The 26,818-nt window shown below is 59.5% G+C and carries 25 protein-coding genes; 8 read left to right on the forward strand and 17 right to left on the reverse strand.

Translation table 11 applies throughout. The features are described from left to right. Nucleotides 1–2 precede the first annotated feature (2 nt). From CAF76_RS28380 to tssA, 7 genes are read right to left on the reverse strand one after another with little or no spacing between them, the layout of a single operon-like run. On the reverse strand, nucleotides 3–416 hold the full coding sequence (locus CAF76_RS28380; protein WP_143491788.1) for a hypothetical protein: 414 nt from the start codon (nucleotides 414–416) through the stop codon (nucleotides 3–5). Then, the gene (locus tag CAF76_RS06115) at nucleotides 413–1,381 is read right to left on the reverse strand and encodes a DUF6402 family protein (protein WP_085647086.1); all 969 of its coding nucleotides are present in this window, start codon (nucleotides 1,379–1,381) and stop codon (nucleotides 413–415) included. Before CAF76_RS06115 ends, CAF76_RS28380 begins: the two co-directional genes overlap by 4 nt. Before the next feature lie 57 nt (nucleotides 1,382–1,438). Further along, complete coding sequence (locus CAF76_RS06120; RefSeq protein WP_074689934.1) at nucleotides 1,439–1,963, reverse strand: PAAR domain-containing protein; 525 nt, start codon at nucleotides 1,961–1,963, stop codon at nucleotides 1,439–1,441. 11 nt (nucleotides 1,964–1,974) lie between these two features. Next, nucleotides 1,975–2,382 (reverse strand): type VI secretion system baseplate subunit TssE, encoded by a 408-nt coding sequence (gene tssE / locus CAF76_RS06125; RefSeq protein WP_039765135.1) that lies wholly within the window; start codon nucleotides 2,380–2,382, stop codon nucleotides 1,975–1,977. A gap of 9 nt (nucleotides 2,383–2,391) precedes the next feature. Beyond that, on the reverse strand, nucleotides 2,392–3,867 hold the full coding sequence (tssC, locus tag CAF76_RS06130) for a type VI secretion system contractile sheath large subunit (protein ID WP_011336600.1): 1,476 nt from the start codon (nucleotides 3,865–3,867) through the stop codon (nucleotides 2,392–2,394). Between the two features lie 28 nt (nucleotides 3,868–3,895). Continuing rightward, complete coding sequence (gene tssB, locus CAF76_RS06135; RefSeq protein WP_003229587.1) at nucleotides 3,896–4,399, reverse strand: type VI secretion system contractile sheath small subunit; 504 nt, start codon at nucleotides 4,397–4,399, stop codon at nucleotides 3,896–3,898. Between the two features lie 32 nt (nucleotides 4,400–4,431). After that, complete coding sequence (gene tssA / locus CAF76_RS06140) at nucleotides 4,432–5,994, reverse strand: type VI secretion system protein TssA (protein ID WP_039765132.1); 1,563 nt, start codon at nucleotides 5,992–5,994, stop codon at nucleotides 4,432–4,434. Between the two features lie 715 nt (nucleotides 5,995–6,709). Here tssA and tssI point away from each other — a divergent pair. From tssI to CAF76_RS28815, 3 genes are all read left to right on the forward strand, one after another. Then, nucleotides 6,710–10,072, forward strand: coding sequence for a type VI secretion system tip protein TssI/VgrG (gene tssI, locus CAF76_RS06145; RefSeq protein ID WP_085647087.1), 3,363 nt, complete (start codon nucleotides 6,710–6,712; stop codon nucleotides 10,070–10,072). Next, a complete protein-coding gene (locus CAF76_RS06150) occupies nucleotides 10,065–10,733 on the forward strand; it encodes a DUF2931 family protein (protein WP_085647088.1) in 669 nt (222 codons plus the stop codon). Before tssI ends, CAF76_RS06150 begins: the two co-directional genes overlap by 8 nt. A 233-nt stretch (nucleotides 10,734–10,966) precedes the next feature. Continuing rightward, the gene (locus CAF76_RS28815) at nucleotides 10,967–11,215 is read left to right on the forward strand and encodes a hypothetical protein (RefSeq protein WP_236187597.1); all 249 of its coding nucleotides are present in this window, start codon (nucleotides 10,967–10,969) and stop codon (nucleotides 11,213–11,215) included. Nucleotides 11,216–11,352: 137 nt separating this feature from the next. Here the strand turns inward: CAF76_RS28815 and CAF76_RS06160 are convergent, their stop codons facing one another. The 3 genes from CAF76_RS06160 to CAF76_RS06170 form a co-directional block, all read right to left on the reverse strand. Then, the gene (locus CAF76_RS06160) at nucleotides 11,353–11,628 is read right to left on the reverse strand and encodes an HU family DNA-binding protein (protein WP_003213368.1); all 276 of its coding nucleotides are present in this window, start codon (nucleotides 11,626–11,628) and stop codon (nucleotides 11,353–11,355) included. Nucleotides 11,629–11,818: 190 nt separating this feature from the next. Further along, complete coding sequence (locus tag CAF76_RS06165; protein ID WP_085647089.1) at nucleotides 11,819–12,967, reverse strand: NAD(P)/FAD-dependent oxidoreductase; 1,149 nt, start codon at nucleotides 12,965–12,967, stop codon at nucleotides 11,819–11,821. A gap of 21 nt (nucleotides 12,968–12,988) precedes the next feature. Beyond that, nucleotides 12,989–13,156: a rubredoxin gene (locus CAF76_RS06170; RefSeq protein WP_007954349.1), complete on the reverse strand. Its 168-nt coding sequence runs from the start codon at nucleotides 13,154–13,156 to the stop codon at nucleotides 12,989–12,991. 199 nt (nucleotides 13,157–13,355) lie between these two features. Here CAF76_RS06170 and CAF76_RS06175 point away from each other — a divergent pair, with 199 nt between their 5' ends. Beyond that, nucleotides 13,356–13,907: a chorismate lyase gene (locus tag CAF76_RS06175; RefSeq protein WP_085647090.1), complete on the forward strand. Its 552-nt coding sequence runs from the start codon at nucleotides 13,356–13,358 to the stop codon at nucleotides 13,905–13,907. Next, nucleotides 13,907–14,797 (forward strand): 4-hydroxybenzoate octaprenyltransferase, encoded by an 891-nt coding sequence (ubiA, locus tag CAF76_RS06180; protein WP_085647091.1) that lies wholly within the window; start codon nucleotides 13,907–13,909, stop codon nucleotides 14,795–14,797. Before CAF76_RS06175 ends, ubiA begins: the two co-directional genes overlap by 1 nt. A 46-nt stretch (nucleotides 14,798–14,843) precedes the next feature. On the opposite strand, the gene CAF76_RS06185 is transcribed toward ubiA, so the two are convergent. Beyond that, entirely contained in the window at nucleotides 14,844–15,236 is a 393-nt protein-coding gene (locus tag CAF76_RS06185; RefSeq protein ID WP_085647092.1) for a hypothetical protein, read from the reverse strand. A 151-nt stretch (nucleotides 15,237–15,387) separates the two neighbouring features. Here CAF76_RS06185 and phoB point away from each other — a divergent pair, with 151 nt between their 5' ends. The 3 genes from phoB to CAF76_RS06200 all read left to right on the forward strand — a co-directional run bounded on the left by phoB (nucleotide 15,388) and on the right by CAF76_RS06200 (nucleotide 18,890). After that, entirely contained in the window at nucleotides 15,388–16,077 is a 690-nt protein-coding gene (phoB, locus tag CAF76_RS06190; protein ID WP_007896474.1) for a phosphate regulon transcriptional regulator PhoB, read from the forward strand. Nucleotides 16,078–16,151: 74 nt separating this feature from the next. After that, the gene (phoR, locus tag CAF76_RS06195; RefSeq protein ID WP_218887987.1) at nucleotides 16,152–17,438 is read left to right on the forward strand and encodes a phosphate regulon sensor histidine kinase PhoR; all 1,287 of its coding nucleotides are present in this window, start codon (nucleotides 16,152–16,154) and stop codon (nucleotides 17,436–17,438) included. 111 nt (nucleotides 17,439–17,549) lie between these two features. After that, nucleotides 17,550–18,890, forward strand: a complete 1,341-nt coding sequence (locus CAF76_RS06200) for a hemolysin family protein (RefSeq protein ID WP_007954342.1) — start codon at nucleotides 17,550–17,552, stop codon at nucleotides 18,888–18,890. A 114-nt stretch (nucleotides 18,891–19,004) separates the two neighbouring features. Here the strand turns inward: CAF76_RS06200 and CAF76_RS06205 are convergent, their stop codons facing one another. From CAF76_RS06205 to CAF76_RS06230, 6 genes are all read right to left on the reverse strand, one after another. Then, on the reverse strand, nucleotides 19,005–19,901 hold the full coding sequence (locus CAF76_RS06205; protein WP_085647093.1) for a M23 family metallopeptidase: 897 nt from the start codon (nucleotides 19,899–19,901) through the stop codon (nucleotides 19,005–19,007). A 207-nt stretch (nucleotides 19,902–20,108) separates the two neighbouring features. Further along, nucleotides 20,109–21,065, reverse strand: a complete 957-nt coding sequence (locus CAF76_RS06210; RefSeq protein ID WP_085647094.1) for a response regulator — start codon at nucleotides 21,063–21,065, stop codon at nucleotides 20,109–20,111. 177 nt (nucleotides 21,066–21,242) lie between these two features. Beyond that, nucleotides 21,243–22,004, reverse strand: a complete 762-nt coding sequence (gene phoU, locus CAF76_RS06215) for a phosphate signaling complex protein PhoU (RefSeq protein WP_007954334.1) — start codon at nucleotides 22,002–22,004, stop codon at nucleotides 21,243–21,245. Between the two features lie 71 nt (nucleotides 22,005–22,075). Then, nucleotides 22,076–22,909 (reverse strand): phosphate ABC transporter ATP-binding protein PstB, encoded by an 834-nt coding sequence (pstB, locus tag CAF76_RS06220; protein WP_065258233.1) that lies wholly within the window; start codon nucleotides 22,907–22,909, stop codon nucleotides 22,076–22,078. 82 nt (nucleotides 22,910–22,991) lie between these two features. Further along, entirely contained in the window at nucleotides 22,992–24,662 is a 1,671-nt protein-coding gene (gene pstA, locus CAF76_RS06225) for a phosphate ABC transporter permease PstA (RefSeq protein WP_064600499.1), read from the reverse strand. A 16-nt stretch (nucleotides 24,663–24,678) separates the two neighbouring features. After that, nucleotides 24,679–26,712, reverse strand: a complete 2,034-nt coding sequence (locus CAF76_RS06230; RefSeq protein WP_178076166.1) for an ABC transporter permease subunit — start codon at nucleotides 26,710–26,712, stop codon at nucleotides 24,679–24,681. Nucleotides 26,713–26,818 lie beyond the last annotated feature (106 nt).

The following is a 26,818-nucleotide window of genomic DNA, read 5'->3' on the forward strand; positions in this document are numbered from 1 at the left end:
CATCAATTTTCCAGCACCTTGTAAGGCGTATTACTGATAAACAGATCAAGCCAATGTTTTCTCGGATTAGATAGCGCCAACGTGAATTCCTTGCTTCCCTTATCCAGCTCAATGAATACAACACCGACCGCCTCATCATCCTCATCGGCATTCATATCCAGTGAAACATCAGAAAAAAGAGGAGTTCGATAAGTACGAGCAGGGTTATTCAAATCCGTAAAGCGCAAGTACACCGAATCTCGTGGAGTCAAAAGCGAACTCGCCGGAATAGACTCTATAAGATATTGTCCGGACGGACTCTTTTTTGAGACATCAGGCGCACGACTCAAAATACCATTTACTACAAAAGCAACAGCGATTACCAAGCTAGCTAGCAGCGCTGCAAAATTTATAAAAAGCTTACGCCATGAGTTCATTTAGAAATGACCTCAATAGGAGCGACTGATACACTTTCGTACAAGATGTCCGAATAAACGCGAAAGTCTCCGCCTTTTTTATTTTGATCCCGATAGTCACGAAAATCGCTATTTTGAACAAGTATGTAATGCTTGCCTTCTAACTCTCTATAACGACGTACGGCTTCTTCTTTCTGCTGAGGCGATTGCTGCCCCGTGACCTGCTTGTACGTGGACTCAGCCATCACAGAATTCATTTCGGTAGCGAGCTTGGCGTTTGTTTTAAAACCGACAACGGGATCAGCAATCAATTTATCAAAGTTCCAATAGCCTAGAACCTGGCTAAAAAGAGCAATGCCATCATTAAAGTCGTAAGCATCTTCAATATAAAAACCAATTTTTGATGGCGTAAAAACAATGCTCTTACCTGTCACGACGACTGAGCCTTCGGCAATGACACGCAAATTGAAGTTAGCGAGCGCTGCTCGAAGCTCGTTTACGTCATCAGCCCCGGTCTGTTCGAACTCGACAACTTTATTATTGGAGTAACCAAACTTTTCAGCAGCACTTGCCACTCCATTAAAAGCCAGTGGATAACAGCCAGGAGCGCTATTGGAAAAAGCTTTGCGCAATCTCTGCTTTATTAGATCGGTCCCAAGCGGGCTATTCCAATTCGCCTTCAGTTGTTTGAATGCGGTATTTGCACGCTCAAACCCAAGGACCCAACTCATTTTTACTATGGACTCTTCGATGTACTCTGCCGGTGCAAAAGCTTCATGCCTTTTAACAGCATCATCCATCCCACCACTTTCGTTTGGCCACGGTTTGCCATTGAACCAATGGGCCATCAGATCCGCTGCAACAGGCCAGTTGAGTTTTCTCATCGTGTTCGGAATATCAGTAATCTTGAACTGACGTGCAGTAGCAGTCTGGCCGGACTTGTTACTCGCCGGAGTCATTGTCGTTGCTACTGTCGTTGCAGCCATCTTCACATCCCTCTGATATCACTTCACGCAAATTTCGCCAGTTTTAAAGTTCAACAACTAAGCGAGAACAACCCTACTCTGTGGCTCTATGATCAGCTCAACCGCTTCTGCAGTAGTGGAAAACACTTTTTGAGTTTTCCCGTCGGCACCTGTCACACCGTTTATGATTTTCCCCGAAGCTGTTTTAAGTGTGTATTCCACCCCAGCTAGCGGCTTGCCTGTCTCTTCGCAATTGATCACGAAGTGCTCGTTAAATGGCCATTTGAGTTCAACCGGCAACGGCGGCACAAACGGCGCCGGCGAATGTGAATTGCCGATAATTACCGTCCCGGAACCGGCAGTGACTTTGTTACCGTGAGAGCCCACGGAATCCACAGTGACAGCAGACTTGCCATTGATTTTCACCGTCGTGGCCAAACCGCCGACCATCGCACCACCACACGCGGAGGCATCGCCTTCGCGGGCGGCCGGGAGGCCGTCGAAGAACACGTCGCCGGAACCGGCGGCGATCGGGTTGGTGCCGTGGCCGGGGAGCGGGCAAGCGGTGGGGTCGGATACGCGTGCTGCAGGTTTGCCAGACATCGGGGTTCTCCTTAGTTGACCTTCACTTGACCGCTGCCATCCAGGCGCGCGGAGAAACTGACCTGACGCTTGAAACCCTCGACTTCCAGCAGGCCTTCGATGCTGAAGGCCAGGCGAAGCTGATCGTGGTCACGCGGCAGGGAAATGACACGCACGTTGCTCAGGCGCGGCTCGTAGGCTTCTATGAAGCTTTCGATGGCCAGGCGGGCTTGACTCAGGGAGTCGTGCAGGCTCAGGCGCATGTCATTGAGATCGGGCAACCCGTAGTCGGACAGCGTTTGCACGCTGCCGGCCCGGGTGCTGAGCATTTTGGCCAGATGGGCAGCCACCGACGCCATGGCCGAAGCCTCGAGGCTCCTGCCCTTGCGTAGTTCCGCGTCGCCGTTGAGGCGTTCGAAAAGGCTGCCGTATCCGTCCATGAGTCGCTCTTACTCTTTGTCCAGCTTGCCAACCAGCGACAGGGTGAAATCGGCACCCATGTACTTGAAGTGCGGACGCACGTTCAGGCTGACGCGGTACCAGCCCGGCTCGCCTTCAACGTCGCTGACGATCACTTGCGCAGCGCGCAGCGGACGACGGCCACGCACTTCGGCGCTCGGGTTTTCCTGGTCGGCCACGTACTGGCGGATCCACTTGTTCAGTTCCAGCTCGAGGTCGGTACGTTCTTTCCACGAACCGAGCTGCTCGCGCTGCAGCACTTTGAGGTAGTGAGCCAGGCGGTTGACGATCATCATGTACGGCAGTTGGGTGCCGAGCTTGTAGTTCAGCTCTGCAGCCTTGCCTTCTGCGCTGATGCCGAAGAACTTCGGCTTCTGCACCGAGCTCGCGGAGAAGAACGCCGCGTTGTCGGAGCCTTTACGCATGGTCAGGGAGATGAAGCCTTCCTCGGCCAGTTCGTATTCACGACGGTCGCTGACCAGTACTTCCGTAGGAATCTTGGTTTCGATTTCGCCCATGCTTTCGAAGTGGTGCAGAGGCAGGTCTTCAACGGCGCCGCCGCTCTGTGGACCGATGATGTTCGGGCACCAGCGGAACTTGGCGAAGCTGTCGGTCAGCTTGGTGCCGAACGCGTAAGCGGTGTTGCCCCACAGGTAGTGCTCGTGGCTGTTGGCAACGTTTTCCTTGTACACGAACGATTTGACCGGGTTTTCTTCCGGGTCGTACGGGTTACGCAGCAGGAAACGCGGTACGGTCAGGCCAACGTAGCGGGAGTCTTCCGAAGTACGGAAGCTCTGCCATTTGGCGAATTGCGGGCCTTCGAAGTGATCTTTCAGATCCTTCAGGTCCGGCAGGCCGGTGAAGCTTTCCAGGCCGAAGAATTTCGGGCCGGCGGCAGCGATGAACGGTGCGTGGGACATGCAGGCTACGCTGGACACGTACTGCATCAGCTTCACGTCCGGCGAGCTTGGGGACATGTAGTAGTTGGCAATGATCGCGCCAACCGGCTGACCACCGAACTGGCCGTATTCAGCGGTGTAGATGTGCTTGTACAGGCCCGACTGCATGACTTCCGGCGAGTCTTCGAAATCGTCCAGCAGGTCTTCTTTGGAGACGTTGAGGATTTCGATCTTGATGTTTTCGCGGAAGTTGGTGCGGTCGACCAGCAGTTGCAGGCCACGCCACGACGATTCCAGGGCCTGGAAGTCCGGGTGGTGCAGGATTTCGTCCATCTGACGGCTGAGCTTGGCATCGATCTCGGCGATCATGCGGTCAACCATGGCTTTCTTGACCGGCTCACCGTTGTTCTGCGGCTTGAGCAGCTCTTCGATGAACGCCGACACACCGCGTTTGGCGATGTCGTAGGCTTCGTCGTCCGGCGTCAGGCGGGTTTCGGCGATGATGCTGTCGAGGATGCTGTATTCGCCGTTTTCTGCGGCGTTCTGTTGTGCTGCGCTAGTGCTCATTGTGTTGGCTTCCTTGGCTGCTGGAGTCTCAAGCGTCCGGAGCTGCGGCGTTCAGGCCCAGCTCACCGAGTACGCGACCGCGGGATTCATCGTCGGCGAGCACGCCTTCGATGGCTTTACGGAACGCAGGTGCGTTACCCAGCGGGCCTTTGAGGGCCACCAGCGCGTCGCGCAGTTCCATCAGTTTTTTCAGCTCAGGCACTTGCTCGACCAGGCTGGCCGGGTTGAAGTCCTTCATGGAGTTGACGCGCAGTTGCACAGCCAGCTCGTCGGCCTCGCCATCTTCCTGCAGACGGTTCGGCACGCTCAGCGTCAGACCCAGCTCTTGCTTGGCCAGCACTTCGTCGAAGGTCATCTTGTCGATGCTGATCGGCTTGCGATCCTCGATCTTGCGATCGTCCTTGCGGTGGGTGTAGTCACCGATTGCCAGCAGCTTCAGCGGCAGTTCAATCTCTTCCTGAGCACCGCCGGTGGCGGGTTTGAAGGTGACGTTGATGCGTTCCTTGGGGGCTACCGAGCCTTCTTTGGCCATGGCTTTTCTCCTTGCGGTTGTGGCCCTGGGGCCTATTCGAGTACCACTTCGAGGTCGAGGTGGCACAGCCTGCGATAAATCTCTTCCTTGCGTTCACGTACGGCATGGTTCTGCGGTAACAACTCGCAGCAACTGTGCAGCAGGTGCAGCACTTCCAATGCAAGATCGGGCTCCCAGGCGTGCAGACCTGAGTCCTGTAATGTCTGATCGAGGGTTTCGAGCTGGTTCTTGGCCAGCTCGTATTTCTTGGCCAGGAAACACAGCCGCGCGAGGGCGAACTGCCAGAAGAAGCGTTCGCGGCCGCCGTGCGCCGATTGCAGCCCCTGTTTGAGGATCTGAACTGCGGGCTTGAGGCCTTCCTTGCGCAGGATCGGCTGGACTTCTTCGAGGGCCTTTTCCCAGGCCGGCTGGGTTTCGGCGTTCTCGGTCTCGACCTTGCGCGGTGCGCTGGCGCTTTGCAGGTGCGGCATGACGTTGCCGGCGATCCACGCCCGGGTGGACGGATCGGCGAACGGCGCGCCGTCATGGAAACGCAGCTCGATGATGCCGGGCAGGCGTTGAATCAAAAGCGCGAAGTGGATTTCCACTTCGCGCATGGCCAGCTCGGCGTTGAGGTTCTGGAGACATTCCCAGACCATCCTCTGGCCATCGAACCAGAACGGCGCCTTCGCCAGGCTCGCCTCCAGTTCCACCAGCAGGTCGGCGTATTTGCCCTGATCGAAACGGTCCTGATACTGCTTGAGCTTGTCCACCGGCAACCCGCGCAGCACGGTGATCTGCTCGGCGTTGCGCTCGGGCACCGCGTCGATCGTCATCCACAGCAAGGTGCGGTTGAGGCGCAGGGCGCGCAGGTCGGTGGCTTTCTGCTTGAGCCACCAGGCGCACAGCGGGCGGGCGCTTTCCTGCTGGGCGCGCAGGGCCTTGTGGGCTTCTTTCTCGTTGTCGATCGGCGCGCCGGGTGCCAGCAACTGGCTGGCGGCCTGCTTGACCTGCGCCACCGCCGCGCCCACCACGCCGGGTGCCGGCTGGTTGTCGGCGGCGCGCTGGATCATGGTTTTCAGACGACGGGAGAGCGGCAGCAGCAGCGGCGCATCATCGCCCAGATGCTCGGTGCAGGCGGCGTCGAGACCGGACAGATGCTCGGACAACTGCCGGAACATCGGCAGCTGTTCCTTGATCGCGATATTTTCGGTGATCACCTGCTCAAGACGCGGCACCAGCCAGCCGATGGCGGCGGCCCGGGTGCGGGGTTTGAGCGGGTGAATCTCGGCCCAGTGGTTTTCCGACAAATGGTGCAGAAAACCGAGGCCGGCCAGCAGGCCGGGGAAGGATTCACGCTGGTACAGCGACCAGGTCAGCCAGGCGCCGACACGCAAATCCTTGGATTGGGTACGCAGGAGGTTTTCGCTGTTTTCGCGAATTTTCAGCCAGTCGATCTGCCCGCTTTCGTGCATCGACGAGGCTTTGGCCAGCTCGCTTTCCAGGGCCTCGAATTCGCTCGAGAAACGAACGTCTTCGCCCGCAAAATTCTCTTTGGAAACAGAGACTTTAGCGAGTTCGAGGTAATGGGCGGAAAGTTTGCTTGAGTAGGACATCCATGGCCTTTATCAGGATTACGGTCGTGCGCCTATTGGAGTTGCAGCGGCGCGGGACAGTATCGAAGAGCAGTCGGAAGACTCATCCAATTGAGTGTTTGCTCTTTCAAGTGCGCGCATCGTAATCACTATGATGGCCACTAGCAAGCATCCGTTTAAACGACAAGACGAACTGTTCATTGGGCGCTGTAGGAGATCGCCCTATATGTGACAGGGGTTTCCCTGATGTCCCTTTATATTTCACTTTTAAGCCTATCCCTTCCGAAAGCATTGGACCAGAGCGGCCGGCGCGCGGCATCGAGAACATCTGCACGCTCGTTCCACAAGTAAGCGGCGAAAGCATGACAAACCCCGAAAAAATTTGAAGTAGGACGCTTCCGAAAATACACCGCCATTTATTAACAAATGACTGGCGACAACAGACAACATTAAAAGTGCCATCAATTTGATGGCATTTATATGTTTAATAGTCCTGGATCCTTGCCTGCATAAGACTATTACGCAGGATTCCAATCATTCGCCGTCACCTTCTCACAGCCATTTCCCACAATTTCTACGTTGTTTTACAACCCGGAAAGCTCCGACTTAAACAAGCGATCCTTCTTACATAAATCTGTTTAACGCCTTGTTAGCGTGCCGGCCAATGTTCGCGTGCGCTGACCAGGGAGGGTTTCGACATCACGCCGTCTTCCCCTCTCTGCTTAAGGACAAGCGTATGCCTGGAGCTGTCAGTTCTGCGCACTTTGCGCTGCAGATTCCTGCCGTTCGCAACGATTTCAAGGTGCTGGCCTTCGAAGGCACAGAGACCGTCAGTACCCTTTATGCCCTCCACGTCGAACTGGTCAGTGAAGACCCCGACTTCGATATGGAAGGCCTGCTCAGTCAGCCTGCCTTCCTGCAGTTCGGCCTCAACGGCGAAGGTATTCACGGGCGCATCGAAGATGTGTTGGCGGGTGAGTCGGAAAAACGCCTGACCCGCTATCGCCTGACACTGGTGCCGAACCTCCACTATTTGCAGTTCAGTCACGATCAACGGATTTACCAGGAGCAGACTGTCCCGCAGATCATCACGCAAACGCTCAAACGACATGGCATCCTCGCCGATGCGTTCACCTTTCATGTCCAGCCCCTCGCGGCACGGGAGTACTGCACCCAATACGGCGAAAGTGATTTCGAGTTCATTCAGCGCTTGTGTGCCGAGGAGGGCATCGCCTGGCATCACCAGCACTCCGCGCAAGGCCATTTGCTGGTGTTCACCGATGACGCGGTGTTCCTCCCGACTTTGCGCGCCACACCCTATCGCCGGGATAGCGGGATGGTCCCGGAATATACGGTGGTCAGCAGGTTTTCCTTGCGCGCCGCCACTCGGACAAGCCGGATCACGCGACGCGACTATGACCTGAGGCGACCGACGCTTTTACTCGAAAGCCGCTTCAGCGCCGGATTCACGCCGACGCTTGAGGACTACCGATACCCGCTGCTGCTGCTGGAGAACGAAAAGCGTGGCAAGCAGCTGGCCCGTCAGGCCCTGGAACGCCATCGCGCCGACTATGAAATGGCCGAGGGTCAAAGCAACCAACCGACCCTGCGCTGTGGCCATCTGCTTGAACTGACCGAACACCCTCGCCAGAAATACAAAGGTCTGTGGCTGCTGCTCGGTGTAACCCACACCGGACGGCAGCCGCAAGTTCTGGAGGAGTCGGCCAGCAGCGAAACTCAATCGGCGGACTGTTTTACCCAAGGCTATCGCAACACCTTCCGCGCGATTCCTGCCGAAGTAGTGTTCCGCCCGCCACTGCCCGCACGCCGGTCACCGCTGGTCAGCCAGACCGCTCGAGTAACCGGCCCCAAAGGGGAAGAGATCTACTGCGATGAGTTCGGCCGCGTAAAAGTCGAATTCCACTGGGACCGCGCTGAATTCAACAGTGAGCGCAGCAGTTGCTGGGTGCGGGTGGCGTCGAGCTGGGCCGGTAACGGTTTCGGTGCCGTCATCCTCCCCCGCATCGGGATGGAAGTGGTGGTGACCTTCGAGGAAGGTGATCCCGACAAGCCGCTGATTACCGGCTGCGTGATCAACAAGATAACCCCCGCGCCGTACAAGCTTCCCGAGCACAAGACCCGAACCGTGCTGCGCAGTCGCAGCTCGCCTGACACGGGTGGCTACAACGAACTGACGCTTGAAGATCGCGCCGGTCAGGAACTGGTTTACCTGCGCGCCCAGCGCGACATGGAGCGGCAGGTTCTCCATGACAGCCGGCTGGCGGTCGGGCGTGATCGTTGGGAAAGCATCCAGGGCAGCAGCCAGACGACGGCCGGGAAAATCATTACCGTCGAGGCGGGCCAGCAGGTGCAGATCAAGGCCGGCGCCAGCGTGGTGCTGGATGCCGGCGCCAGCATCACGCTGAAGGCGGGCGGTCACCACATCGTGATCGACAGCGGCGGGATCTTCAGCAGTACCGAGATGGTGGCGAGTGGAAAGACGTCCGCCAGCGGAGCCGTTGATCATCCAGAAGCCGCGATGGCGGGTGCCTTGGCCGCAGGACCAGCAACTGCTTCCACTCAAGCAGCGGAGGAAGGAGAACTCGAAGAAGAGGAGGAAGAGGTCGAACTGGAGGATGAAACGCCTGCCGGAATTACTTTGCGGATTGGCGTGTTTTTCGATGGGACGGGGAACAACAAGGCCAACAGCGAAACGGTCGCGGCTTGCTATGCGCCAGATGCCAATCTGGCTGAGGCAGCCGAAGAGATTCAGAAGCACTGCGCCACTTATGGCTATGACGGAAATGGCAACTCGCCGGATAACAGTTATGGAAACGATGTGAGCAACATTGTGCGGTTGCATGAACTGTATACGGACCATGCCTTCGAGGTATTAGCGGAGAACACGAAACAGGCCTCCCTGCGCGTATACATCGAAGGCATTGGTACAACAGCTGACGGAGACGATTCACTTTACGCACAGGCAACCGGCCGAGGCGAAACGGGTGTTCTGGCTCGTGTGGAGCAGAGCCCTGAAAAAATCATGGAGCAAATTCGGTCACTGATTGATAGCAACCCCAACACGCTAATAGAAAGAATCGAATTCGATATTTTCGGTTTCAGTCGAGGCGCCGCCGCTGCACGGCACTTCGCAAACGAGGTGCTCAAAGGCAAGCGCAGCATTCTCGCAAAGGCGTTGCCAGCGGGCTCTCCGTTCTTGGTCAGTAGCTTTGACTGGGATTCACAATCCAGTATCAGCATCAATTTCATTGGTCTGTTTGATACCGTCGCGGCAATCGCTAATCCATGGTTGCTCGACTTCACCGGTGCCAACAGCAGAAATCCCGGGCTGAACTTAAAGTTGCCGGAGGGTTGTGCCAGAAAAGTGGTGCATTTGGTGGCGCGTGATGAATATCGCGAAAATTTTGCCCTTAACAGCCTGGGTGAGATCGATCTGGTTTTGCCCGGCGTCCACTCGGATCTGGGAGGTGGTTATCTGCCCAGAGCCAGGGAGAAACTTCTGTTGAGCAGTCCGATTACCAGCACCATCAGCCAAAGCAAGGAAGCGACCCGCAGCGCAGCCTATGTCGCTGCCGAAAAGGAGGCGTTTGCCTGGTATACGAAAGGCGTCATCGAAGATGACGCTCCAGGCAATCAACTGCGGGTTGCACTCTGGGAAGCCCCTGTCATTCAACGATTGGAAAGGGGCAGATACACATCGGATCCCCAGAAGCGGGTTTATGCTGCGGCCATGATTGAACGCCCGGTACACGGTGAGTTGTCGCTGGTTTATTTACGCATCATGCGTGAGCTGGGGGTCAGACATGGTGTGCCATTTGAAGCGATTGACAAAAATGATTCAAAACTTTCGCTGCCTGAGGAACTGATCCCGATCCACACCAAACTTGAGGCTTATGCGCTTGGAAATTCATCCGTTGAGGGACTGACCATCAAAGAACGGGCTTTGTTACGCAGTCGCTATATCCATCTTTCTGCTCACTGGAACGCAGCCAAGGACTTTAACAACAGCGACATGAGCATTGTTTTCATAAACCGACCGACAAAAGACAAACAACGAGTGGTGCACCCCCATGAATAAATTCACTCGGTCCATCAAAAAAAACACGGGGTTGGTCTTTGGATTGCTGTTGGTACTTTGCAGTCAAAGCCACGCACAACCAATCACCAAACGGCCTTGGTACCTTGGCTTCGGAGCACCAGCCTACATGGAGGTCTGGATTGAAACAGCAGACGTGGTGGATATACGTGAACGTGTGTTCAAACGTGCCGGCGCCGGGATTGCCTCGGTAAACACCCCCGCCGACAACAAGGGCAAGCCTGCGGGCTGGCCAGAAAGCCCAGGTAGCGGCTCGGGGCGTCACGTCACCGGAGCCGATCTCCCCCGCCTGATCTATGTGCGTTGGCAATCCTTGGCAGAGCCTCAAACCTATGAGGCCTACATTGTGATTCCCGAATCAGCTCGGGAAATCATGCACAAGCCGGAAAAGGCGTACTGCAGACTGGATGGCAAATGGATCACGGATTACCGCGACCGCGTAACTATTGGCTTGGCGCCTGGCGGCATTGCCAAGGTGTGGCTGAGGGGTCCGTGCTTGAAGCCAGTCGAAATTACCCGAGTCGAAGGAACTATCAATCCCAAAGGTCCCTATGACGGTAAATCCGGAGGTCAACATCGCCCTCTCAAAGACGCATCCAAAACCTACATCGAAAAATACGGCATTCCCTTCGGGAGCTGGTAAGGCATCACATCCCCTTCAGTCACCTGCCAATCTGCAATCACTGAACAAAGGGATCCATAAGTAACGTTAGGGAGGGTTAAACCATCATGAGCGGCAGACACAATAAACGATCAATATCAGGGTTTGGATGCGCTTTGGTTGTCATGCTAACGCTCACAACCAGCACCTCTGCTCGTGCTGAGGGCTGCATCGGATTTGGATGCCTATTGAACGGTGGCCCCTTGGAGTTCTCGATGCTGACCGGGATCGGGTTGCTATTCACAACGGTTGGACCGTTCATTTCAACTTCAGACGCCAGTTCGGACGGCCCCTCGAAACATTACACCCAAGCCTTGATAGACGATGCAGCTGCGCATCTGGCGACGGAGGGCGAATACGAAAGTCCCATTCTCGAGTCCGAGTGGCGTAAATACCTGAAATCTTATGGACACCAGCCAAGCAAGAACGAGTTCGCCAGAATGGTGCTGGCCACCTACGGGTAACCGGCTAGACGAATCCCATAACGATCCACCAAGACCAGTTCGGCTCGCCATCAGCCAAAAAAATGGGCATCCGACCGCAATCGGTATGCCCATTTTTTATTACGGTGTTCCCCCGCTGTTCAGGGAGTGCGCCGCGATTATGGATTAACGCTGTCTTTCAACGATTTGCCTGGCTTGAACGCTACAGTGTTGCTGGCCTTGATCTTCACCGGTTCACCGGTCTGCGGGTTTTTGCCGGTGCGGGCACCGCGGTGGCGTTGCAGGAAGGTGCCGAAGCCCACCAGCGTGACGCTGTCCTTGCGGTGCAGGGCGCCGGTGATTTCTTCGAGAACGGCGTTGAGAACGCGGTTGGCCTGCTCTTTGGTCAGATCCGCTTTTTCAGCGATTGCAGCGGCGAGTTCTGGTTTACGCATTAGTGAAGCCCCTTTGACGGTTTTTTGTTGTTATGTCCGTGCTGTTCTCGTTGGAACAGCGCCCAAGGCGCCGCAGGCTCTACTCTGCGGCAGACGGGAGTGAGGATGGCACGCGGTTAAGGGCGGCGCCAGTCTCCCCGCGACGTTTGTGGGGGCAAAAGCGGGGTGATTCCGACAGAACGACCGGTATTTACGCCAGCAAGGCCGGAAGCTGTTTGTTCAGCGCAAGTTTTTCCATCACCGCCGTGCCGGTCAGGGCATAACCGAGCAGTTGCCCTTCGGCGTCGTGACACAGCACCTTGACGTCGGCGCCCTGCCCTTCGACCGTCCAGACGCCTTCGCGGCCCCGTGGCGGCGGGGAAACCACCAGTGGGCAAACCGGGGTTTTCACGGTGATCGGCATCGGTCCGTAGTTCACTACGGTCGGGTTGCCGGCCAGGGTCTGTGCCAGCGCTCGCGCACAACTCATGAGGGGCATGACGTACAGAAGATTCAGCCCGTCGACCTCGGCGCAGTCGCCCAAAGCGTAAATGTTGGCGTGCGAGGTTTGCAGATGACGGTCGACCACCACGCCGCGATTGGTCTGGATGCCGGCGGCCGCCGCCAGATCGATCCGCGGGCGCAGGCCGATGGCCGAGACCACCACATCGCACGGGACAACCTGACCGTCGGACAGGTGCGCTTCCAGCCCATCAGCGACTTTTTGCAGGCGGGTCAGCACCGGGCCGAGGTGGAAACGTGCACCGAGGCTTTCCAGCCCGGCCTGCACCGCAGCCGCCGCAGCGGGATGCAGCAGGGTCGGCATCACCTGCTCGCACGGTGCAACCAGTTGCACCTCGTAGCCACCCAGAATCAGGTCGTTGGCGAACTCGCAGCCGATCAGCCCGGCACCGAGCAACAGCACCCGACGCTTGCCGGCGGCCGCCGCGCGAAAGCGCGCGTAGTCTTCGAGATCGTTGATCGGGAACACCAGATCCCCGCCGTCGCCTTCGATCGGCACGCGCACGATTTCCGCGCCCCAGGCGAGGATCAAGTCGCGATAGCTCACCGCTTCCTCACCGATCCACAGGCGCTTGTGGCCCGGATCAATGCCGCTGATGCGGGTATGGGTGCGGATCTCGGCCTTCAACTGCTCGGCCATCGCGCCCGGCTCGGCCATGCTCAAGCCGTCGGCGTCCTTGTGCTTGCCGAAGCCGGTTGAAAGCATCGGCTTGGAGTAGGAGCGACCGTCATCGGCGGTAATCAGCAGCAACGGGGTTTCGCCATCGAGTTTGCGAAACTCGCGGGCCAGGTTGTAACCCGCAAGCCCAGTGCCAATGATGACGACAGGTGCGCTCATGCCCTACTCCTCAGTGTTTTCTCAGTTGATTTCGATCATTTCGAAGTCCATCTTGCCGACGCCGCAGTCCGGGCACAGCCAGTCTTCCGGCACGTCCTGCCACAGGGTGCCCGGCGCAATGCCGTCATCCGGCCAGCCGTCGGCTTCGTTGTAGATCAGGCCGCAGACCACACATTGCCACTTTTTCATTCAGGTACTTCCTCAGGGTTCAGGCTTTAGCCGGCGCGGACGGTCGATGGTGCAGCGTTGCCGTCCGGCTCAGGGCGTTTTGTACTGATCGGGCCGGGCAGATGCAAGCCTGTTCGGCGCAGCGGCGACCCGGATCAATCAAACTCGCGGCTCGCCATGGTAAGCTCGCCGCCTCATTTGCTGCCAATAATGACTCATTGTGCAACACACAAACGCTCCGCTGTGGCGCCCGCAAAGCGAACTGACACCCCTCCCCGACACATCCACGCTCGACTGGCTGTTCGATGAAGGCTCCCTGACCCGCCGGCTGACGCGCCTGTCCGATGACGGCTTCAGCGTCACGCCGCTGTTCGAAGGCTGGCAGACCCTGCGCGACGACGAATGCGCCGCGCTGGACCTGGCCGAAGGCAGCGAGGGCTGGGTGCGCGAGGTGTATCTGCGCGGGCATGGCGAGGCCTGGGTGTTCGCCCGCAGCGTGGCGTCGCGCAGTGCCTTGCAGGGCGACGGCTTGCACATGGATGAACTGGGCAGCCGCTCGCTGGGCGAACTGCTGTTTTGCGATCACGCCTTCCAGCGTCGCGCCATCGAAGTCTGCCATTACCCGGAACACTGGTTGCCGGAAGGCTCCCGGGCTGCCGGCCTGTGGGGACGGCGCTCGCGTTTCGACCGTGGTGCCTTGAGCGTCCTGGTGGCGGAGATTTTCCTGCCTGCGCTGTGGGAAGCCGTCCGCGCCCGTCCGGAGAACTGCTGATGTACCAAAGCCTGCTCAAATCCCTGAATCGCTTGAACCCGCGCGCCTGGGACTTCATCCAGCTGACCCGGATGGACAAGCCGATCGGCATTTACCTGCTGCTGTGGCCGACGCTCTGGGCCCTGTGGATTGCCGGTAAAGGCTCGCCATCGCTGGCCAATATCGTGATTTTCGTCCTCGGCGTGATCCTGACCCGCGCTGGGGGTTGCGTGATCAATGACTGGGCCGACCGCAAGGTTGACGGCCACGTCAAACGCACTGCGCAGCGACCCATTGCTGCCGGCAGGATCAGCTCGAAAGAAGCGCTGGTGTTCTTCGCGCTGCTGATGGGAGTGAGTTTCCTGCTGGTGCTGTGCACCAACGCCGCGACCATCTGGCTGTCGCTGGGCGGTCTGGCGCTGGCGTTCACTTATCCGTTCATGAAGCGCTACACCTACTACCCGCAAGTGGTGCTGGGCGCGGCGTTTTCCTGGGGCATGCCGATGGCGTTCACCGCCGAAACCGGTGAGTTGCCGGCAACCGCCTGGCTGCTGTGGATCGCCAATCTGCTGTGGACGGTGGGCTACGACACTTATTACGCCATGACCGACCGCGACGATGACCTGAAGATCGGCGTGAAATCCACGGCGATCCTGTTCGGCGATGCAGACCGGGTGATCATCCTGAGCTTGCAGGCGCTGTCGCTGGGCTGTCTGGTGCTGGCGGGGTCGAAATTCGAGCTGGGGATCTGGTTCCACCTCGGCCTGCTGGTAGCCGCCGGGTGCTACGCCTGGGAATTCTGGTACACCCGCGACCGGGACCGGATGCGCTGCTTCAAGGCGTTCCTGCACAACCACTGGGCCGGGCTGGCGATTTTCGTCGGGATCGTGCTGGATTACGCGTTGCGCTGAAACACGCCTGCTCCCGGCGATGGGAGCAGGCTGATTGCGGGTGCGCTTACTTCTTCGGCCCGGAATTAGTGATGACGTGCCACATATCTTTCATCTTGTCGCCCGTCATGTCTCCAGGCTTCGCATCTTTCACGAAGGTGTACAGCGGCTTGCCGTCGTAGGCGTACTGCATCATGCCGTCATCACGTTTGATGACCGTCCATTTACCTTCAGCCTTGGCATCTGCCGGCGCCATCAACGGCGGCCAGTTCTTGGCGCAATCGTCGTTGCACATCGACTTGCCGCCACTGTCCTTGTCGAACGTGTAAAGCGTCATGCCCTTGTGGTCGACCATCATTCCGTCTTTCATCATGGCCGGCTCGGCCGCCATCGCCAGTCCAGGCAGAGTCAGGGCGGCAGCCATCAGCAAAGCCTTAAAGGAAGCAGTCATTTGAGTCATGGAAACCTTCTCTTGTGGTTGTCAGGATTCGGACTTAGAGCTTAGTTCAGGATTCGCACAATCGCCGCCGGACTAAAATACTGTCACACGACTGCAATAATTCCGTTATCTAATGCGGCGCAAGACAGTTAAATGACAAGAGGATTAAGGCATGGTTGGCAGGAGCATTCTGATCGTCGACGACGAAGCGCCCATTCGCGAAATGATCGCCGTTGCGTTGGAAATGGCCGGCTATGACTGCCTCGAGGCAGAGAATTCGCAGCAGGCCCACGCCATCATCGTCGACCGCAAGCCGGACCTGATCCTGCTCGACTGGATGCTGCCCGGCACCTCCGGCATCGAGCTGGCCCGCCGCCTCAAGCGTGACGAGCTGACCGGGGACATCCCGATCATCATGCTCACTGCCAAGGGCGAAGAGGACAACAAGATCCAGGGCCTGGAAGTCGGCGCCGACGACTACATCACCAAACCGTTTTCCCCCCGCGAACTGGTGGCACGCCTCAAGGCCGTGCTGCGTCGCGCCGGCCCGACCGATGGCGAAGCGCCGATCGAAGTCGGCGGCCTGCTGCTCGACCCGATCAGCCACCGCGTGACCATCGACGGCAAACCTGCCGAGATGGGCCCGACCGAATACCGTCTGCTGCAATTCTTCATGACCCACCAGGAGCGCGCCTACACCCGTGGCCAGTTGCTGGATCAGGTCTGGGGCGGCAACGTCTATGTTGAAGAGCGCACCGTCGACGTGCACATCCGGCGCCTGCGCAAGGCCCTCGGCGATGCCTACGAAAATCTGGTACAAACCGTGCGCGGCACCGGCTACCGGTTCTCCACCAAAGCCTGAGCCGAGCGTCAGCCCCGTAGACAAGGACCGCATTTTCCGTGAACCAAAACTGGCATGGCACCCTGATTCGCCACATGCTGTTGCTGGTCACCGGCTGCCTGGTGATCGGCCTGATCACCGGCTACTACGGCTGGAGTCTGGCGGCGGGCCTGGGCCTGTACCTGGCCTGGACGCTCAAGCAACTGCTGCGCCTGCACGAATGGCTGCGCCTGCACCAACCCGATGAAGCACCGCCCGACGGCTACGGCCTGTGGGGCGAGGTGTTCGACAGCATCTACCACCTGCAACGCCGCGACCAACGAGTGCGCGGACGCCTGCAAGCGGTGATCGACCGCGTTCAGGAGTCCACCGCCGCGCTGAAAGACGCGGTGATCATGCTCGACAGCGACGGCAACCTGGAATGGTGGAACCGCGCCGCCGAAACCCTGCTCGGCTTGAAAACCCCGCAGGACAGCGGCCAACCGGTGACCAATCTGGTTCGCCATCCGCGCTTCAAGGAATACTTCGAGCAGGAAAGCTACGCCGAACCGCTGGAAATCCCCTCACCGACCAATGATCGCGTACGCATCCAGCTGTACCTCACGCGCTACGGCAACAACGAACACTTGATGCTGGTGCGCGACGTCACGCGCATCCATCAGCTGGAACAGATGCGCAAGGACTTCATCGCCAACGTCTCCCACGAGCTGCGCACCCCGCTGACGGTGATCTGCGGCTACCTGGAAACCCTGCTCGACAACGTCGAGGAAGTGAACCCGCGCTGGAGCCGCGCCCTGCAGCAGATGCAACAACAGGGCGGCCGCATGCAGACCCTGCTCAACGACTTGCTGCTGCTGGCCAAGCTGGAAGCCACCGATTACCCGTCGGACAACCAGCCGGTGCACATCGACACCCTGCTGCAGTCGATCAAGAGCGATGCGCAGCAGTTGTCAGGCTCAAAGAATCAGCGCATCACCCTGGAAGCCGATACCAGCATCCTGCTCAAGGGCAGCGAGGCGGAACTGCGCAGTGCGTTTTCCAATCTGGTGTTCAACGCCGTCAAATACACCCCGGCCGAGGGCAATATCCGCATCCGCTGGTGGGGCGACGATCAGGGCGCGCATCTGAGCGTGCAGGATTCCGGGATCGGCATCGACAGCAAACACCTGCCGCGCCTGACCGAACGCTTCTACCGTGTCGACTCCAGCCGCAACTCCAACACCGGCGGCACGGGCCTGGGCCTGGCCATCGTCAAACACGTACTGCTGCGCCATCGCGCCCGGATGGAGATCAGCAGCGTGCCCGGTCATGGCAGTACCTTCACCTGCCATTTCGCCCCGGCCCAGGTCGCTCAGGCACGGGTCATCAGCGCCGCTGAGTAATGCCGGACTAGGCAATCGCCAGGTCAGCCGCTACATTGGCTGACTTGCGCCTGCCTTTCAGGTGCGGATTTTTCTTTCTTTCGAATCACACGGAACCCGCAAAACTCCATCATGGACCCTTCCCCTGGCTTGTCCCTCGCAACAATATTCGCCGATTTCGGCATGATTCTTTTCGCTCTGATCCTGGTTCTGCTCAACGGCTTCTTCGTTGCGGCGGAATTCGCCATGGTCAAACTGCGCTCGACCCGGGTCGAAGCCATCGCTGAGCAGCACGGCTGGCGCGGGCACATCCTGCGCACGGTGCACAGTCAGCTCGATGCTTACCTCTCGGCGTGCCAGCTCGGTATCACCCTCGCCTCCCTGGGCCTGGGCTGGGTCGGCGAGCCGGCGTTCGCGCACATTCTCGAGCCGCTGCTGAGCGCGGTCGGCGTGCAGTCGGCGGAAGTCGTCAAAGGCATCTCGTTCTTCACCGCGTTCTTCATCATTTCGTACCTGCACATCGTGGTCGGCGAGCTCGCACCCAAATCCTGGGCGATCCGCAAACCCGAGCTGCTGTCGCTGTGGACGGCGGTGCCGCTGTACCTGTTCTACTGGGCCATGTACCCGGCGATCTACCTGCTCAACGCCAGCGCCAACACCATCCTGCGCATTGCGGGTCAAGGTGAGCCCGGCCCGCATCACGAGCACCATTACAGCCGCGAAGAACTGAAACTGATCCTGCACTCCAGCCGTGGCCAGGACCCGAGCGACCAAGGCATGCGTGTGCTGGCCTCGGCGGTGGAAATGGGCGAACTGGAAGTGGTCGACTGGGCCAACTCCCGGGAAGACCTGATTACCCTCGAGTTCAACGCCCCGCTGAAAGAAATCCTGGCGATGTTCCGTCGCCACAAGTTCAGCCGTTATCCGGTATACGACAGCGAGCGCAAGGAATTCGTCGGCCTGCTGCACATCAAGGATCTGCTGCTGGAGCTGGCGGCGCTGGATCACATTCCCGAGTCGTTCAACCTCGCCGAACTGACCCGCCCACTGGAGCGCGTGTCGCGGCACATGCCGCTGTCGCAGCTGCTGGAACAGTTCCGCAAGGGCGGCTCGCACTTCGCTGTGGTCGAAGAGGCCGACGGCAACATCATCGGCTACCTGACCATGGAAGACGTGCTGGAAGTGCTGGTCGGCGACATCCAGGACGAACACCGCAAGGCCGAGCGCGGCATCCTCGCCTACCAGCCGGGCAAGTTGCTGGTGCGGGGCGATACGCCGCTGTTCAAGGTCGAGCGCCTGCTGGGGATCGACCTGGATCACATCGAAGCCGAAACCCTCGCCGGGCTGATCTACGAAACCCTGAAACGGGTGCCGGAAGAGGAAGAAGTGCTGGAAGTCGAAGGCCTGCGGATCATCATCAAGAAGATGAAAGGTCCGAAGATCATTCTGGCCAAGGTGCTGATGCTGGATTGATTGTCGGATCCGGCACCGCATCGATCCCTTCGCGAGCAGGCTCGCTCCCACGGTTGCAATGAATGTCAATGTGGGAGCGAGCCTGCTCGCGAAAGGGTCAGCAGACGCACCTCGTTACTGCTTGCCCAGCGCAAAGTTGGGCAACGCCCCCAGCGGCTGGTTGAACTGATACGGAATCGACACCAGCCCCATTCCGGTATTGCGCTGCACCACGAAGTGCAAGTGCGGGCCGCTGCTGTTGCCGGTGTTGCCGGACAGCGCCAGCGGACTGCCCACCGCCACTCGCTGCCCCTCGCGCACACTCACCGACCCTTGTTTGAGATGCAGGTACACGCCCATCGTGCCGTCGTCGTGCAGGATCCGAACGAAGTTGCCGGACGGATCGGTGCCGCGTCCGTTCTGGGAATTCTCGGTCTTCACCACCACCCCGGCGCGCGCCGCGATGATCGGCGTGCCGACCGGCATGGCGATGTCCATCGCATATTTGTTCTTCGGCCCGAAGTGGCTGTAATCGCCATTGGCGCCCTGGCTGAGGCGGAACGGCCCGCCACGCCATGGAAACGGATAGCGATAGCCCTGAGCCGCGCCAGCCGGGTCGCCGAGGGAATACTGGAACATCGGCGTGTACACCAGCGGTTTGCCACCGGATACCGGCGTCAGCAACGCCAGCCGCGTATTGCTGCGCGCCGACAGAACCCGGCGAATCGTTTGCGCCGGTGCGCCGCGCACGTTGCTCATCCCGGTAAACGCCAGGGCAACCTCGACCGGCGCATACAGGTCGTTGCGCACGAACACCACGTCCGCGCCCTTCTGTTTCTTGATGTCGAGATAGACCTGGCGCTCGAGGCGCTCGACCATCCGATCCTGAAACACGAACACCTGGGAGCCTTTGCTCGGACGGTCGCTGTACGAAACCACTCCGTTGGCATCGGTGGACTTGTAGATCGTCATGGCCACCGTCGAGGTGGAGGCCATGAACAGACCACAGAAAAACAGCAGGCGCAGGGGCATGGGCAAAAGTTCTGTCGAGTAAGGCCTGGGAATGAGCCTAGCAGCTGAAGCAGACCAGGCTAGTCGACAGATGTTTCAAATTGGGCAGTGCGAGAGATGGGTGGTGCTTTTGATGACCCCATCGCCAGCAGGCTGGCTCCCACAGGTTCGGTGTGAACCCCGTGGGAGCCAGCCTGCTGGCGATGGCGGACGGTCAGGCGACGAAGATCACGCGCCCGGAACGAAGTGCTTCTGCGCCGTGCCGCGGGCGATCAGGCGGGAGATGTAGTCGAGCTTCTGCGCGTCCTGGTCGACGAAGCGGAAGGTCAGTTGCAGCCAGTCGCTGTCGGGTTTCGGCTCGTGGGCGACGACGGCGTGCAGATAGCCGTTGAGACGGGCGATTTCGGCGTTGTCGCCCTGCTCCAGATCGAGCACGGCGCTGTCGAGGATCTGCGGCAGGGTGTCGGTGCGTTTCACCACCAGCAGCGCTTCCTTGATGCTCAGGGCCTTGATCACGCATTGCTGAGTGCCGCTAGGGAGGCGCAGTTGGCCCTGACCGCGACCGCCGGCCGGAGCGCTTGAGGCTGCTGGCGCTTTCACCGGCGGGCTGTTGAGCAGACCACGCTGTGGCGCGGCGGCAGGTGCCGGGGCGGCAGCGGCAGGCTTGGCAAACGGGTTGGCCGCAGCAGCAGCCGGAGCGGAACCGACCACGGCAGCCTTGCCGCCGGTCAACGCGCTCAGGGAGTCGTTGCCGAACGCCGAGTTCATCTTGGTTGGAGCGCTGTTCATCAGAGAGTCGAGCTTGCCGACCTTGTTCAGGGCCTGCTTGACCTTGGTCAGCAGTTGCTCGTTGGTGAACGGCTTGCTGACATAACCGGTAACACCGGCCTGGATCGCCTGCACGACGTTTTCCTTGTCGCCCCGGCTGGTGACCATGATGAACGGCATGGTCTTGAGGTTGTCCTGCTCACGGCACCAGGTCAGCAGTTCGAGACCGGACATTTCCGGCATTTCCCAGTCGCACAGCACCAGGTCGAAGGCTTCCTTGGCCAGCATGGCCTGGGCCTTCTTGCCGTTGATGGCGTCCTCGGTGCGGATCCCCGGGAAGTAATTACGCAGGCACTTTTTCACCAGGTCACGAATGAACGATGCATCGTCCACGACCAACACACTGATCTTGCTCATCCAACACCCCTATTAAAATCCCGGCAAGCATAACGCTGGCTGATGGCACATTGCCAAAACTCTTCAGTCACGCCGGGACTTTTCGTTCGCGGGTGCTGCTTTTTATTTCGGTTCTGCCTATGAAAAGCAGAAACAAAAACGCCCGGCCAAAGGGCCGGGCGCTTTTCTCAGGCAATCTTACTTATCGTCAGCATCGCCCGGAACATTAGCGGTTTCGCCACTTGTCCCTTCAACTTCTTCCTTCATGCGCTTGAGGCCCATGTGCCGCACGTCGGTACCGCGCACCAGGTAAATCACCAGCTCGGAGATGTTGCGCGCGTGGTCGCCGATCCGCTCAAGCGAACGCAGGACCCAGATAATGCTCAAGACCCGCGAGATAGAGCGCGGGTCTTCCATCATGTAGGTCGCCAGCTCGCGCAGGGCGGTCTTGTATTCGCGGTCGATGATCTTGTCGTATTGCGCCACCGACAGCGCCAGGTCGGCGTCGAAGCGGGCGAAAGCGTCCAGCGCATCACGCACCATGTTGCGCACCTGGTCGCCGATGTGGCGAACCTCGACGTAACCGCGCGGCGCTTCGCCTTCTTCGCACAACTGGATCGCACGGCGGGCGATCTTGGTCGCTTCGTCGCCGATGCGCTCCAGGTCGATCACCGACTTGGAGATGCTGATGATCAGACGCAGGTCGGAGGCCGCCGGCTGACGACGGGCCAGAATGCGCAGGCATTCTTCGTCGATGTTGCGTTCCATCTGGTTGATCTGGTCGTCAATCTCGCGCACTTGCTGGGCCAGGCCCGAGTCGGCCTCGATCAGCGCGGTGACTGCATCGTTGACCTGCTTCTCGACCAGCCCGCCCATGGCCAGCAGGTGGCTGCGCACTTCTTCCAGTTCGGCGTTGAACTGCGCGGAAATGTGATGGGTAAGGCCTTCTTTACTAATCATGTTGGCGTCCTTGGAGCGTCCGGTAAGGTGCGGCGGGCCGCAGCGTCAATTCTGTGAATAACCCGCAACTGTCAGCCGTAACGACCGGTGATGTAGTCTTCGGTCTGCTTCTTGGCCGGATTGGTGAACAGGGTATCGGTGTCGCCGAATTCCACCAGTTTGCCCATGTACATGAACGCCGTGTAGTCGGACACCCGCGCCGCCTGCTGCATGTTGTGGGTCACGATGACGATGGTGAACTTGGATTTGAGCTCGTAGATCAGCTCTTCGACTTTCAGGGTCGAGATCGGGTCGAGAGCCGAGCACGGTTCGTCGAGCAGCAGCACTTCCGGCTCCACGGCGATGGTACGGGCGATCACCAGACGCTGTTGCTGTCCACCGGACAGACCGAGGGCCGAGTCATGCAGACGGTCTTTCACTTCGTCCCACAGGGCCGCGCCTTTCAACGCCCACTCGACGGCTTCGTCGAGGATGCGCTTCTTGTTGATGCCCTGGATGCGCAGGCCGTAGACCACGTTTTCGTAGATGGTCTTCGGGAACGGGTTAGGCTTCTGGAACACCATACCGACCCGGCGACGCAGCTCGGCCACGTCTTCGCCCTTGCGGTAGATGTTGTTGCCGTACAGGTTGATCGCGCCTTCGACACGGCAGCCGTCCACCAGGTCGTTCATGCGGTTGAAGGTCCGCAGCAGCGTGGACTTGCCGCAGCCGGACGGGCCGATAAAGGCGGTCACGCGCTGTTTCGGGATGTTCATGCTGACGTCGTACAGCGCTTGTTTCTCGCCGTAGAACAGGCTCAGGCCCGGCACTTCGATGGCCACGGTTTCCTGCTCGAGGTTCAGGCTCTGCTTGTCGCGGCCCAGGGCAGACATGTTGATGCCGTGGGTATGTGTTTCGTGCTGCATGGGAGATCCCCTGTGCTAACAAATTCGGTTCGGTTGGCTGCCGGGATACAGGCCGGCAGCCCTTCAATTCTTGTGACGGCGATCAGCTGTCCAGCGCCTTGTACTTCTCGCGCAGGTGGTTACGGATGTACACCGCCGACAGGTTCAGGGTGGCGATCACCAGCACCAGCAGCAGCGCCGTGGCGTACACCAGCGGCCGCGCGGCCTCGACGTTCGGGCTCTGGAAGCCAACGTCATAGATGTGGAAGCCCAGGTGCATGATCTTCTGATCAAGGTGCAGGTACGGGTAGTTGCCGTCCACCGGCAGCGACGGCGCCAGTTTCACCACACCCACCAGCATCAGCGGCGCCACTTCACCGGCGGCGCGAGCCACGGCGAGGATCATGCCGGTCATCATCGCCGGACTGGCCATCGGCAGAACGATCTTCCACAGGGTTTCAGCCTTGGTCGCGCCGAGGGCCAGCGAGCCTTCACGCACGGTGCGCGGGATACGCGCCAGACCTTCCTCGGTGGCCACGATCACCACCGGCACCGCCAGCAGCGCCAGGGTCAGCGAAGCCCAGAGCAGACCCGGCGTACCGAAGGTCGGTGCCGGCAGCGCTTCAGGGAAGAACAGACGGTCGAGCGAACCACCGAGCACATAGACGAAGAAGCCCAGACCGAACACGCCGTAAACAATCGCCGGAACACCCGCCAGGTTGTTCACCGCGATCCGGATCACCCGGGTCAGGGTGTTCTGCTTGGCGTATTCACGCAGGTACACCGCCGCCAGCACGCCGAACGGGGTCACGATCATCGCCATGATCAGGGTCATCATCACGGTGCCGAAGATCGCCGGGAAAATCCCGCCTTCGGTGTTCGCTTCACGCGGGTCGTCGGACAGGAATTCCCAGACCTTGCTGAAGTAGAAACCGATCTTGGTGAACGTCCCCATCGCGTTCGGCTGGTAGGCGTGAACCACTTTGCCCAGGCCGATTTCGATTTCCTTGCCGTTGGCATCACGAGCGGTCAAAGCGTCACGGTTGAACTGCGCGTGCAGGTCGGCCAGACGGGCTTCGATGTCCTGATAGCGGGCGTTCAGCTCGGCGCGCTCGGATTCCATGTCCGCTTGCGCGGTGGCGTCGAGCTTGCCTTCCAGCTCCAGCTTGCGACCGTGCAGACGGATGCGCTCGAGGCCGGCGTTGATTGCGCCGATGTCGGTTTTTTCCAGCGACTTGAGCTGCGCGGCGAGGCCGTTCACGCGGTTGATCCGCGCCTGCAGCTCAGGCCAGGCCGCTTCGCCTTCGGCGATCACCTTGCCGTCCTGTTTGACGTTGACCAGGTAGCCGTAGAAGTTGCCCCACTCACGACGCTCCAGCGCCATCAGCTCCGGCGGATTCTTCTGGTCGGTCAGCCACTCGCCGACGATCCAGGTGAAGTCGTTGCCGTTCAGGTCACGGTTGCCGACCTTGATCAGCTCACGGGTCATGAATTCCGGACCTTCGTCCGGCACCGGCAGGCCGGCGCTCTTCAGACGGGCGCGCGGCACTTCTTCTTTCTGCACCACTTCGCCCACGACCAGATGCTGGCCCTGGCCCGGTACGTCATAGCTGGCGTGGATCAGATCCGCCGGCCAGAAGTGACCCAGACCGCGCACGGCGATTACCGCGAGCAGGCCAATGGTCATGATGACCGCGATGGACACCGCGCCGCCGCTGATCCAGACGCCGGGGGCGCCGCTCTTGAACCATCCTTTCAGGGAGTTCTGTTTCACAGACTTCTACCTTTGCTTAAAGCGACGAGTATTTCTTGCGCAGACGCTGACGAATCAGTTCCGCGAGGGTGTTCATGACGAAGGTGAACAACAGCAGCACCAGCGCCGAGAGGAACAGCACGCGGTAGTGGCTGCCGCCGACTTCCGACTCCGGCATTTCCACCGCGACGTTGGCGGCCAGGGTGCGCAGGCCTTCGAACAGGTTCATTTCCATGACCGGGGTGTTGCCGGTGGCCATCAGCACGATCATGGTTTCACCGACTGCACGACCCATGCCGATCATCAGCGCCGAGAAGATGCCCGGGCTGGCGGTCAGGATCACCACGCGCGTCATGGTCTGCCACGGCGTGGCACCGAGGGCCAGCGAGCCCAGGGTCAGGCCGCGCGGCACGCTGAACACGGCGTCTTCGGCGATCGAGTAGATGTTCGGGATCACCGCAAAACCCATGGCCAGACCGACCACCAGTGCGTTGCGCTGGTCGTAGGTGATGCCCAGGTCGTGGGAGATCCACATGCGCATGTCACCACCGAAGAACCAGTTCTCCATGAACGGGCTCATGTACAGCGACAGCCAGCCCACGAACAGGATCACCGGGATCAGCAGCGCACTTTCCCAGCCATCCGGGACTTTCAGGCGGATCGATTCAGGCAGGCGGCTGAAGGTGAAACCGGCGATCAGGATGCCGATCGGCAGCAGCATCAGCAGGCTGAAGATGCCCGGCAGATGCCCTTCTACATAAGGCGCGAGGAACAGACCGGCGAAGAAGCCGAGGATCACCGTCGGCATCGCTTCCATCAGCTCGATCACCGGCTTGACCTTGCGGCGCATGCCCGGGGCCATGAAGTACGCGGTGTAGATCGCAGCGGCGACGGCCAGCGGTGCGGCCAGCAGCATCGCGTAGAACGCGGCTTTCAGGGTGCCGAAGGTCAGTGGCGACAGGCTCAGTTTCGGTTCGAAATCGGTGTTGGCAGCTGTCGATTGCCAGACGTATTTAGGCTCGTCGTAGTTCTCGTACCAGACCTTGCTCCACAGTGCGCTCCACGAGACTTCCGGGTGCGGGTTGTCGAGCAGCAGCGGTTGCAGCTTGCCGCCGGCTTCGACGATCACGCGGTTGGCCCGTGGCGACAGACCGAACAGGCCCTGGCCTTCGACCACCTGATCGACCAGCAAGGTGCGATGCGCGGTGCTGTGGAACACGCCGAGCTTGCCGCTGGCATCCAGGGCCAGGAAGCCCTTGCGACGTTCTTCGGCGGAAATTTCAACGATCGGCGTGGTGCCCATCTGGAAGGTGCGGATCTGCTTCAGGCGCAGCTCGCCATCGGTGTCGCGGGCCATGAACCACTGGGCCAGGCCACCCTTGGAGTCACCGACGATCAGCGAGATACCACCGACCAGTTGCGTAGTCGCAGTGACTTCAGCGTCAGCGTTTTCCAGCAGCTTGTAGCGACCGTTGAGGCTCTTGTCGCTCAGGCTGAACACGTCGGCCTGGGCACGACCGTTGACCACGTACAGCCACTGCTGGCGCGGGTCGACGAAAATGTTTTTTACGGGCTCGGTCATCTGCGGCAGATCGATACGCTTCTGCTCGTTGGTGACTTCGCCGGTCATCATGTTTTCTTCGCTGGTCAGCGACAGCACATTCAGTTGCGAACCGGTGGAGCCGACCAGCATCAGGGTCGAATCGGTGGCATTGAGGCTGACGTGCTCCAGCGCACCGCCACTTTCGTTGAGCGCGATCGGTGTCTCGCCGTACGGGTACTCAATGGCCGGGGTGATGGTCTTCTTGCCATCCGGGTAGCTGACTTTATAAGTGTGACGGAACACCAGCGCCTGGCCGTTGGACAGGCCCACGGCCACCAGCGGATGGCCCGGCTGGTCTTCGCCGATGGAGGTCACACTGGCGCCTGCCGGCAGGGGCAGATCGACGCGCTTCAGTTCAGCGCCACTGTCGATGTCGAAGAACAGCGCCTGGCCCTTATCGGAAACGCGCATGGCCACCTGATTCTGCTCTTCGAGCGAAATCATCAGCGGCTTGCCGGCGTCCTGCATCCAGGCCGGGGTGAGTGCATCTTTCGCGGTCAGGTCGGCACCCTTGAACAGCGGCGCGACCACGTAGGCGAGGAAGAAGAAGATCAGGGTGATGGCTGCCAGTACC

Origin of the sequence: Pseudomonas sp. B40(2017), from assembly GCF_002112855.1 — a bacterium.
Lineage (GTDB): Bacteria > Pseudomonadota > Gammaproteobacteria > Pseudomonadales > Pseudomonadaceae > Aquipseudomonas > Aquipseudomonas pharyngis.